Below are 10,471 nucleotides of genomic sequence, written 5' to 3'. Positions count from 1 at the left end.
GCGAGTTCCGCACAAGTGAGCGGCCGTAGGCCATATAAGACACGCCGCGAAGCGGCCTTCCGCACCGAACGCGGAGGACCTGTCTGAGCAGCGAGGGTGGGCACCGAAGGCTCTGCGCCGCCACGTCCGAGCCCGCCGCGGCATCAGCCGCTGATAACACGCACTCGCGCAGCGAGTGAACCGATGACCTCAGCATCCCCGGACCACGGTGAAGAGTAGCCTTCTTGTGCCGTCCGCGGGCGCCCAGCGCGATTTGGCGCGGCGCAGCGTTTGCGCGGTGCCGCGCCCCGCTATCATGGTCGTTTCGTCGCCGCGCGAACGCCCCCATGCCCATTCTCGAATCGCAGATCGACCCTCGCTCCGCCGACTTCCAGGCCGCCAGCCTGCGTTTGCGCGCACTGACCGACGACCTGCGGGAAACGCTCAGGCGCACGGCCGAAGGCGGCGGCGCCAAGGCACGCGAGAAGCATGTCGCGCGCGGCAAGCTGCTGCCACGCGAACGCATCCGCGCACTGCTCGATCCCGGCTCGCCCTTCCTCGAAATCGCCCCGCTTGCCGCGCATGGCATGTACGACGATGCCGCACCGGCCGCCGGTGTGATCGCGGGTATCGGTCGCGTCATGGGTCAGGAAGTGGTCGTGCTGGCTAACGACGCCACGGTCAAGGGCGGCACGTATTTCCCGATGACCGTGAAGAAGCACCTGCGCGCGCAGGAAGTCGCGATGGAAAATCGCCTGCCCTGCATTTACCTGGTGGATTCCGGCGGCGCATTCCTGCCGCTGCAGGACGAAGTGTTTCCGGACCGCGAACACTTCGGCCGCATCTTCTACAACCAGGCGCGCATGAGCGCGCAGGGTATCGCGCAGATCGCCGTGGTGATGGGCTCGTGCACCGCCGGCGGCGCGTATGTGCCTGCCATGAGCGACGAAACCATCATCGTCCGCGAGCAGGGCACGATCTTCCTCGGCGGGCCGCCGCTGGTGAAGGCGGCCACGGGCGAAGTGGTCGACGCCGAGGCGCTCGGCGGCGCCGATGTCCACACATCCATCTCGGGCGTGGCCGATCATTTCGCCGAGAACGACACGCACGCCCTGGCCATTGCCCGCGACATCGTCGGCTCGCTCAACCGCACCAAGAAGATGCCGCTCGCCGTACGCGCGCCGCTGGAACCGCGCTTTTCCGCGGAGGAACTGTATGGCGTGATTCCCGAGGACACGCGTCGTCCGTTCGACATCCGCGAAGTCATCGCGCGCGTCGTCGACGACTCCGAGTTCCACGAGTTCAAGGCACGCTACGGCAAGACGCTGGTCACCGGCTTCGCTCATATCCACGGCTACCCCGTGGGCATCGTCGCGAACAACGGCATCCTGTTCGGCGAGTCCGCGCAGAAGGGTGCGCACTTCATCGAGCTGTGCAACCAGCGCAACGTGCCGCTGGTGTTTCTGCAGAACATCACCGGCTTCATGGTCGGCCGCAAGTACGAGAACGCGGGCATCGCAAAGGATGGCGCGAAGATGGTCACCGCGGTCGCCTGCTCCCATGTGCCGAAGTTCACCGTGGTGATCGGCGGCAGCTTCGGCGCCGGCAACTACGCCATGTGTGGCCGCGCCTACGGCGCGCGATTCCTCTGGATGTGGCCGAACGCGCGGATCAGCGTGATGGGCGGCGAGCAGGCCGCCTCCGTGCTGGCGACGGTGCGCCGCGACGGCATCGAAGCCGGTGGCGGCAGCTGGGGTGCCGAAGACGAAGAAGCCTTCAAGGCGCCCGTGCGCGACCAATACGAACGCCAGGGCCATCCCTACTACGCCAGCGCGCGCCTGTGGGACGACGGCATCATCGATCCGGCCGATACGCGCCGCGTGCTCGGACTGGCCATTTCGGCCTCGATGAATGCGCCCATCGAACAGGGCCGCTTCGGTGTGTTCCGTATGTGAGCGTCAGTCGAGGAAGGACGTGTAAGTCCCTGCCCTGTCGACACTACAGGGCAGCGTGATAACCTCTCCGGTCCATGTCCGACTTCGACAACCGCCCCGCTCCAGAGATCTTCACACCGTCCGGCCTGAACCGGCTGGTCCGCGACCTGCTGGAAGACGCCCTGCCCATGGGCGTCTGGATCGAGGGCGAACTGTCGAACGTGTCACGGCCCGCCTCGGGCCATGTTTATTTCACGCTGAAAGACGCCAGCGCCCAGGTTCGATGCGCGATGTTCCGCATGGCCGCGTCGCGCCTGCGCTTCCGTCCCACCGACGGCCTGCATGTGCTGATGCGCGCCAAGGTGGGCCTGTATGAAGCACGCGGCGAGTTCCAGCTGGTCGCCGACCACATGGAGCCGGCCGGCGAAGGCGCCCTGCAACGGGAGTTCGAACAGCTCAAGGCGCGGCTCGGCGCGGAAGGACTGTTCGCCCAGGAACGCAAGCGCGCGCTGCCGCTCTTCCCTCGCCGTATCGGCGTTATCACCTCGCCTTCCGGCGCGGCCATCCGCGATGTGCTGAGCGTGCTCGGCCGCCGTCTCGGACTTGCCGAGGTGGACGTGTTGCCGGTGCCGGTCCAAGGGCGCGAAGCGCCACCGGCGATCGCCGCCATGCTTCGCCGCGCGTCGGCCAGCGGTCGCTACGACGTACTCCTGGTCACGCGCGGCGGCGGCTCGCTCGAAGACCTCTGGGCATTCAATGACGAAGCCGTCGCCCGGGCGATCCACGCCAGTGCCGTACCGGTCGTCTCCGCCGTGGGTCACGAGGTGGACTTCACCATTGCCGACTTCGTCGCCGACCTGCGCGCGGCAACCCCCTCGGCCGCCGCGGAACTGCTCGTGCCCGACGGCGCCGACCTCACGCGCCAGCTCGATCGTCTGCGCCAGCGTATGACGACGCTGGTGACGCGCCGTCTGCAGGCGGCCGCGCAGCGTGCCGACCACTGGCAAGCCCGCCTCACGGCGCAGCGCCCGCAAGCGCGCCTGGCGCGCGATGCACAGCGCCTTGAAGGCCTTCGTCGTCGCATGCTGGTTTCGGTGGCCCAGGCCAATGCCTTGCGCCATGCCCGCCTCGATCGGCTGCAAGCGCGCCTGTCGGCGCAGCATCCGAAAGGGCGTCTCGCCCCTTCCCTTCTGCGTATCGCCCAACTGCGCCAGCGCATGGCCACCGCGATGTCACGCCGGCTGGAGCGCGACCGCCTGCGCCTCGCCGAACAGGCCCGCACGCTGCACGCGGTGAGCCCGTTGGCCACGCTCGAGCGCGGTTACGCGATCGTCTTCGATCGGCGCGATGCGGTGGTCAAGCATGCCGGCGGCGTCGCTGTCGGCGAGCGCCTTCGCGTGATGCTCGGCGACGGCGAGCTGAAAGTCCGTCGCGAAGAATGATGCGCCTCCCGTGTGGCTTCGCCGGCCGGGTCCTACACGACGGCTGAACGCGCCACCCGCGATCATGCCGCCATCGCTGCCACGAGAACCGATCATGCTCGAGCCGAGCTATCCGTACTACGTTGCCAACAAGGCGCGGAAATCGCGCAAGACCTTCGACGTCATCGACAAGTACACCGGCAAGGTCGCCACGCGCGCCGCCCTGCCCGATGACGCGGCACTCGAAGAGGCCATCGCCGCCGCGCACGACGCGACGCTGCCGATGAAGCACTTTCGCCCGTACGAACGCCAGGCCGTCCTCGAGCATTGCGTCACACGCTTTCGCGAACGCAAGGATGAACTCGCTTACGCACTCTGCGTCGAAGCCGGCAAGCCGATCAACGACTCGGTCGGCGAAGTCACGCGACTCATCGAGACCTTCAAGATCGCCGCCGAGGAATCGGTGCGGATCAACGGCGAGACCCTCAACCTGGAAATCTCGGCACGCAGCGCGGGCTACCACGGCTATACGCGACGCGTTCCATTGGGACCGGTCTCCTTCATCACGCCGTTCAACTTTCCTCTGAACCTGGTCGCGCACAAGGTCGCCCCAGCCATCGCCGCAGGCTGCCCGTTCGTACTCAAGCCGTCGGAGAAGACGCCCCTGGGTGCACTCATGATGGGCGATATCCTGGCGGAAACGGATCTGCCCAAGGGGGCCTTCTCCATCCTGCCGCTCGATGGCACGCATGCCGGCCCCCTCGTCACCGACCCGCGCTTCAAGCTGCTGTCGTTCACCGGCGGCCTGATCGGATGGGACCTCAAGGCGAAAGCCGGACGCAAGAAAGTCACGCTCGAACTGGGCGGAAACGCCGCCTGCATCGTCGACGGCGACCAGGGTGAGCGGCTCGATGCCGTGGTCGAGCGTCTGGTCTTCGGTGCCTTTTACCAGTCCGGGCAGAGCTGCATCAGCGTGCAACGCATCCTCGCGCACGACGACATCTACGATGCCCTACGCCGCAAGCTGGTCACGAAGGTCAAAGCACTGAAGGCCGGCGATCCGAAGAAAAAAGCCACCTTCCTCGGCCCGATGATCGACGAAGCCGCCGCCGAACGCCTCGAATCGTGGATACGCGAAGCCAGGCACGGCGGCGCCAGGATCCTCTGCGGCGGCGGCCGCAAGGGGGCGATGCTGGAGGCGACGCTGCTGGAGAACGTGCCGCGCGATGCGAAGCTCCAGCGGATGGAGGCCTTCGGACCCGTCGCCCTGCTCCAGCGCGTCGCGAGCTTCGACGAGGCGATCGCCACCGTCAACGATTCGGACTTCGGTCTGCAGGCCGGCGTATTCACCAACGACCTGCGCCGCGCCATGCGGGCATGGGACGAGCTGGAACAAGGCGGCGTCATCGTCAACGACGTACCGAGCTTCCGTGTCGATAACATGCCCTATGGCGGGGCGAAGTCCTCCGGCATCGGTCGTGAAGGCGTACGCTATGCCATCGATGACATGAGCGACATACGACTGATGGTGATTCGCGACGTGTGACACGCCCCGCCCCGTCGGTGCCGGATAAGCTCCGCCCAACCCAAGCCCAAGGTAGCGACGCATGTCCACCCTCGTATTCGTGCACGGCTGGAGCGTCACCACTACCTCGACCTACGGCAGCCTTCCCACGGTGCTGCGCGATCGCGCGGCACAGGCGGGCTCGTCGCTCAGGGTGCTGGACATTCACCTGTCCGAGTACGTGACCTTCGACGATCGCATTGGCATGGACGATATCGTCCGTGCTTTCGACCACGCCCTGCGGGGCCTCTCGCTGCCCGACGGGCATTTCGACTGCGTCACCCATTCCACGGGCGGGCCCCTGGTCATGGCCTGGCTTCGCGCCCAGCGTGAACACCCGAGGCTGTATGCGCCGATCCATCTTGGCCACCTGGTCATGCTCGCGCCCGCGCACTTCGGGTCCGCGCTGGCCAAACTCGGCAAGAGCGTCGTCGGTCGTCTGAAGGCCTGGTTCGACGGCGTCGAGCCTGGCCAACGCATCCTCGACTGGCTTGAACTCGGCAGCCCGGAGTCCGTGGCGCAGAACCTCGATGTCGTCCACGGCACGGACCTCGCACCCGGCGGCACGTATCTGTTCTCACTGATTGGCGACCGGCCCGACCGCAGCCTCTACGACGTGGTCAATTCGTATACCGGCGAGGATGGATCGGACGGCGTCGTGCGTCTGGCCGCCGCCAACCTCAACGCCACGCATTGCGTGCTTGCACAGCCGGTAGCCTCGTCCACGCTATCGATGACGCTGACGCGTGCACCGCGTACGGCGTTCAAGATACTTCCCGGACTGGCTCATTCGGGCAGCAAGCAGGGAATCATGGGCGCCGAACCGCCGTCGCCGCTCACCGTCGACGCGATCGTGCGCTGCCTGGCGGTGGATTCCGCGGCGGCATACGTGGCGCTGTGTGCGGCGTTCGCCGTCGAGAACGGCCAGCGCGACGCCGATCGCGTGGAACTGGAGCCATCGCTGTTCTCTCCGCGCGTACATATTCACGACCCACGCAGCCTGATGATCTTTCGCCTGCTGGACGACCGCGGCGAGCCGCTCGTGAACGCACAGTTCCAGCTGACCGCCGGGCCCGAAGCCTCGGCCGATCACTTGCCGCAAGGGTTCATGCTCGACCGGCAGGCCAATTCGCGCAGCCCGGCCACCGTGGCGATGTTCCTCAACCATTCGGTACTGGCCGGTGAAGCGGCGATAGCGGATCCGCGCGATCCGACCAAGACACTGCGCGACCGGCTGCTGCCGCATCCTCCGTATGGCGCACACGTCGCACCGGTCGACGTCACCGGCCTCATCCGCCACCTCGTGGCGAGCACCGCGCGCACCGACGACTTGCTCGATGCGCTCGGTCCGCATGAAACGACGATCGTCGACGTGGTTCTCTCTCGCCGCGTCGCCGAAGGCGTGTTCCGGTTGACGCAGAACCTGGTCGCCGAGGATTTCCACAACCCCCTGGCCGGCGCCGATATCGCTTGACGCAGGCGCCGATTCGGCCAGGGATGTCAGTCGGCCGGCTTCAAATCGCCCACCAGGGTCGGAATCAGTTCCGACACCGTCGGATGAATGGGCACGGCCCACTGCAACGTTCCGATCGAAGCATCCGCATTCATCATGTCCAGGATGCCGTGGATGGCTTCGTCGCCGCCCGTGCCGAGAATCGCCGCGCCGAGGATCTTTTTCGTTTCGGCATCGGCAACCACCTTCATGAAGCCCCAGGTCTCCGCCTTCTCCACGGCGCGGCCGACCCGTGTCATCGGCCGTTTCGAAACCAGCAATGGCCGACCGGACTGGCGCGCCTGCGTCTCGGTCATGCCGACACGGCCCAACGGCGGGTCCACGTAAAGCGCGTAGCCGAGGATGCGATCGCTGACCTTGCGGTTGGCACCGTCAAGCAGGTTTGCCGCGACAATCTCGTAGTCGTTCCAGGCCGTGTGCGTGAACGCGCCTTTCCCGTTGCAGTCGCCCATCGCCCAGACCCCTTTGGCGCTGGTTTCGAGGAAATCGTCGACCTTGATATAGCCCCTGTCGTCCATCTCGACGCCAGCCTTGTCCAGACCCAGGTCGTCCGTGTTCGGCCGACGACCGACCGCGAGCAACACATGCGTACCGACGACCTCGGGCGCGCCTTCGGTGCAATCGACACCGACTTTCACCCCCCGCTCGTGCCTGGCCAGGGTGATGCAACAGGCATCCGTTCGCACGGCGATACCTTCCGCCTCCAGAAACGCACGGATCTCTGCGGAAACGTCTTCGTCTTCATGGCCGACCAGCCTGGCGTTCTTCTCCACGATGGTCACCTGGGCACCGAAGCGCCGGAACATCTGCGCGAATTCGAGACCGATGTAGCTGCCGCCGACCACCACGAGATGGTCGGGTACGGCCTGGAGGGGAATGATCGTGCTGTTGGTCAGGTAGTCGACCTTGTCGACGCCCGGAAAGTCGGGCACGTTGGCGCGGCCGCCCACGTTGAGGAACACCTGCGGCGCCTGTAGCGTCTCGCCGTTCACCTCGATCTGCCGCGGCCCGGTGAACCGGGCATGGCCGCGGATCAGCGTGAGCCCTGGCATCGACGCCAGCCAGTCTTCGTTGCCCTTGCGCGAATCCAGGATCACCTTCTGCGCGCGTGCCGCCACGACCGGCATGTCGATGCTGATGGGGCCGCCAATGCCGATACCGTATTCGGCGCCGCGTTGCGCGAAACGTGCGGCGGAGGCGCTGGCGACCAGGGTCTTGGTCGGCTTGCAGCCGGTGTTGACGCACGTGCCGCCGACCAGATGCCGCTCGATGATGGCAACGGTCTTGCCCAGGCCGGTCAAGCGTCCGGCGAGCGCTGGCCCGGCCTGCCCGGCCCCCACGATGATGGCGTCGAAGGAACGGGTCATGGCGGGCTCCGCGGGCTGAAAGACCCCACGATCGTAACTCGCCGGGCGGAACGCCGCCTTGGAAGAAGCACGCAACCGTGGTGACCCCGGCCCGATTCGAACGGGCGACCTTCCCCTTAGGAGGGGGACGCTCTATCCAGCTGAGCTACGGGGCCAACATTCGTCAGGATACCCGAGGGGCGACACCGAACGGAAGCGAGGCGCCGGGCTATCGGGCCGTCGATGCCACGAAGCGCAACACGCCCACCTGCTCGCCCGCCCGGGGCCCGCCGTCCGCGGGGTGATTCGCGCCATCGAGCACGGGCACGTCGGTGAAGTCGAAGGGACTGATGCCTTCGAGGCAGGCCACGTTCACCCCGTACTGCGCGTTGTTCGAACGTCGCCGGTGAAACGTATAGATGCCGCAGGTCGAGCAAAAGTAGTGCTTTGCGCTGCCGGTATTGAACTGGTAGAGGGTGAGAACGTCCTCACCCTGCTCGATCGTGATGCCATCGAGTTCGGCGGACACGACGACGGCGCCGCGCATGCGGCAGTACGAGCAGTTGCAGCGGCGCGCGGTGCGCAGGCCATCGGAAAGCTTGACGGTGAAGCGGACGGCGCCGCAGTGACAGGCGCCCTGGGCCTGCGTGATCTCGGGAAGCATGGGCAAATCCGGCTGGGAGGACCGCGCCATGATAAGGCGGGATAAAGCCGCGAGGCGCCTAGCGAACGATGTGCAGTTTTCGCCCGGGCATCGGCGGCACCCGGGCCGGCCGCTTGGCGTCGCTGCCGAACGGCCGCCAGATCCCGTCCGCCCCCTCGACCCCGATGCTGACGTCGCCACCCTCGGCAGAGGCCCGGTTCACGGCCGAGCGCAAGGCCTCGAACCGACTGTCGAAGCGGGACAGCACCACACCGTCCACACGCAGGGGCCAGCTATGGCTCTCGTCGGGGTGATAGGGAATCTCATAGATCCGGGACATGGGCGCTACCAGCCTTGGCAAAGGAACACAGATCCAGCATGGACTCGGCGCGGTGACCGCGCGGTCGTTACGGGAGCGCCCGATCACCACGCGCCGAAGACATCCGTCCCGCGCCGCACAACGGGGTGTGAAGGGTGCGTTTGCTAGAATCCCGGTTTTACCCGTCTCCAAGGGAGAGCTTTCATGTCCGGCAAGATTCTCGCAGCGCTCGGCCTCACCGCCAACGAATCCGGTACCTACCTCGGCCGCGGCGAATGGGCCGGCACCTCGGGCGCCGGCACCCTGTCGCCGACCAACCCGGCCACGGGCGAGGTGATCGCGACCGTACAGGCCACCAGCGCGGCCGACTACGAGACGATCGTGCAGCGCGCACAGGAAGCCTTCGCGGTGTGGCGCACGACCCCCGCCCCGCGCCGCGGCGAAGCCGTGCGCCTGTGCGGTGAGGCCCTGCGCAAGCACAAGGATGCCCTTGGCTCGCTGGTCGCGCTGGAAATGGGCAAGATCAAGCCCGAGGGCGACGGCGAAGTGCAGGAAATGATCGATATCGCCGATTTCGCCGTCGGCCAGAGCCGCATGCTCTACGGCTACACCATGCACTCGGAGCGCCCGGGCCACCGCATGTACGAGCAGTGGCACCCGGTTGGCCTGGTCGGCATTGTCAGCGCCTTCAACTTCCCGGTGGCCGTGTGGGCGTGGAACGCCTTCCTTGCCGCCATCTGCGGGGATATCTGCCTGTGGAAGCCGTCGCCGAAGACCCCGCTCTCGGCCATCGCCACCATGAAGATCTGCAACGAAGCCCTGAAGGACGCCGGTTTCCCGGACCTGTTCTTCCTCTTCAACGACGCCGGCACCGAGCTGGCCCAGACCTTCGTCGACGACAAGCGCATCCCGCTGATCAGCTTCACCGGCTCGACCAAGGTGGGCCGCATGGTCGGCGAGCGCGTGTCGCGGCGCATGGGGCGCAGCCTGCTCGAACTGGGCGGCAACAACGCGATCATCCTGGACAAGTCGGCCGACCTGAAGCTGGCCATCCCGGCGATCGTCTTCGGTGCCGTCGGCACGGCCGGCCAGCGCTGCACCAGCACGCGCCGCGTCCTCGTGCACTCGTCCATCCATGACGCCGTCGTCGACACGCTGGTCAAGGCCTATGGCCAGGTGGAACAGAAGATCGGCGATCCGACCCTGTCGACCACCTTGATGGGCCCGCTCAACAGCCCCGAAGCCGTAACCGCCTTCCTCGCCGCGATCGAACAGGCCAAGGCCGCCGGCGGCACCGTGCGCACGGGCGGCAAGGCGCTGGACGACCGCAAGGGCAACTTCGTGCTGCCGACCATCGTCACCGGCCTGAAGAACACCGATACCGTGGTGCAGACCGAGACTTTCGCCCCGATCCTCTACGTGATGCCGTTCGACACGCTGGACGAAGCCATCGCCCAGCAGAACGCCGTGCCGCAAGGCCTGTCTTCGGCCATCTTCACGCAGGATCTCAAGGCGGCCGAGCAGTATCTGTCGGCGGCCGGTTCGGATTGCGGTATCGCCAACGTGAACATCGGCACCTCGGGCGCGGAAATCGGTGGCGCGTTCGGTGGCGAGAAGGAAACCGGCGGCGGCCGCGAGTCCGGCTCGGATGCCTGGAAGGTTTACATGCGCCGCCAGACCAACACCATCAACTATTCGGACGCGTTGCCGCTGGCCCAGGGCATCAAGTTCGATTTCTGACGAACGGGTGAG

8 protein-coding genes and 1 tRNA gene are annotated in these 10,471 nt (G+C 66.5%); 5 read left to right on the top strand and 4 right to left on the bottom strand.

The genetic code is table 11. The annotated features are described in order from the left end of the window. Nucleotides 1-326: 326 nt before the first annotated feature. The 4 genes from VM621_RS09710 (at nt 327) to VM621_RS09695 (ending at nt 6,372) form a co-directional block, all read left to right on the top strand. A complete protein-coding gene (locus VM621_RS09710; RefSeq protein ID WP_325468765.1) occupies nt 327-1,934 on the top strand; it encodes a carboxyl transferase domain-containing protein in 1,608 nt (535 codons plus the stop codon). Nucleotides 1,935-2,008: 74 nt separating this feature from the next. Then, the gene (gene xseA, locus VM621_RS09705) at nt 2,009-3,355 is read left to right on the top strand and encodes an exodeoxyribonuclease VII large subunit (protein ID WP_325468764.1); all 1,347 of its coding nucleotides are present in this window, start codon (nt 2,009-2,011) and stop codon (nt 3,353-3,355) included. A 94-nt stretch (nt 3,356-3,449) separates the two neighbouring features. Then, the gene (locus VM621_RS09700) at nt 3,450-4,880 is read left to right on the top strand and encodes an aldehyde dehydrogenase family protein (RefSeq protein ID WP_325468763.1); all 1,431 of its coding nucleotides are present in this window, start codon (nt 3,450-3,452) and stop codon (nt 4,878-4,880) included. Between the two features lie 61 nt (nt 4,881-4,941). Further along, nucleotides 4,942-6,372: a phospholipase gene (locus tag VM621_RS09695; protein ID WP_325468762.1), complete on the top strand. Its 1,431-nt coding sequence runs from the start codon at nt 4,942-4,944 to the stop codon at nt 6,370-6,372. 26 nt (nt 6,373-6,398) lie between these two features. Here the strand turns inward: VM621_RS09695 and VM621_RS09690 are convergent, their stop codons facing one another. The 4 genes from VM621_RS09690 to VM621_RS09675 form a co-directional block, all read right to left on the bottom strand. Then, on the bottom strand, nt 6,399-7,778 hold the full coding sequence (locus VM621_RS09690) for an FAD-containing oxidoreductase (protein WP_325468761.1): 1,380 nt from the start codon (nt 7,776-7,778) through the stop codon (nt 6,399-6,401). A 78-nt stretch (nt 7,779-7,856) separates the two neighbouring features. Further along, nucleotides 7,857-7,933, bottom strand: a tRNA-Arg gene (locus tag VM621_RS09685). 53 nt (nt 7,934-7,986) lie between these two features. Then, entirely contained in the window at nt 7,987-8,451 is a 465-nt protein-coding gene (locus VM621_RS09680) for a GFA family protein (RefSeq protein WP_414674518.1), read from the bottom strand. Nucleotides 8,452-8,479: 28 nt separating this feature from the next. Further along, entirely contained in the window at nt 8,480-8,740 is a 261-nt protein-coding gene (locus tag VM621_RS09675) for a hypothetical protein (RefSeq protein WP_325468759.1), read from the bottom strand. A gap of 183 nt (nt 8,741-8,923) precedes the next feature. Here VM621_RS09675 and VM621_RS09670 point away from each other — a divergent pair, with 183 nt between their 5' ends. After that, complete coding sequence (locus VM621_RS09670) at nt 8,924-10,459, top strand: aldehyde dehydrogenase family protein (protein ID WP_325468758.1); 1,536 nt, start codon at nt 8,924-8,926, stop codon at nt 10,457-10,459. Nucleotides 10,460-10,471: the final 12 nt, after the last annotated feature.

This window comes from Luteibacter sp. (assembly GCF_035539195.1).
In the GTDB taxonomy this organism is placed as follows: domain Bacteria; phylum Pseudomonadota; class Gammaproteobacteria; order Xanthomonadales; family Rhodanobacteraceae; genus Luteibacter.
This window is presented reverse-complemented; position numbering and strand designations above follow the sequence as displayed.

Coding starts and splice junctions, on each gene's coding strand:
- VM621_RS09710 (WP_325468765.1), top strand. CDS start 327: ATGCCCATTCTCGAATCGCAGATCGACCCTCGCTCCGCCGACTTCCAG.
- xseA (WP_325468764.1), top strand. CDS start 2,009: ATGTCCGACTTCGACAACCGCCCCGCTCCAGAGATCTTCACACCGTCC.
- VM621_RS09700 (WP_325468763.1), top strand. CDS start 3,450: ATGCTCGAGCCGAGCTATCCGTACTACGTTGCCAACAAGGCGCGGAAA.
- VM621_RS09695 (WP_325468762.1), top strand. CDS start 4,942: ATGTCCACCCTCGTATTCGTGCACGGCTGGAGCGTCACCACTACCTCG.
- VM621_RS09690 (WP_325468761.1), bottom strand. CDS start 7,778: ATGACCCGTTCCTTCGACGCCATCATCGTGGGGGCCGGGCAGGCCGGG.
- VM621_RS09680 (WP_414674518.1), bottom strand. CDS start 8,451: ATGGCGCGGTCCTCCCAGCCGGATTTGCCCATGCTTCCCGAGATCACG.
- VM621_RS09675 (WP_325468759.1), bottom strand. CDS start 8,740: ATGTCCCGGATCTATGAGATTCCCTATCACCCCGACGAGAGCCATAGC.
- VM621_RS09670 (WP_325468758.1), top strand. CDS start 8,924: ATGTCCGGCAAGATTCTCGCAGCGCTCGGCCTCACCGCCAACGAATCC.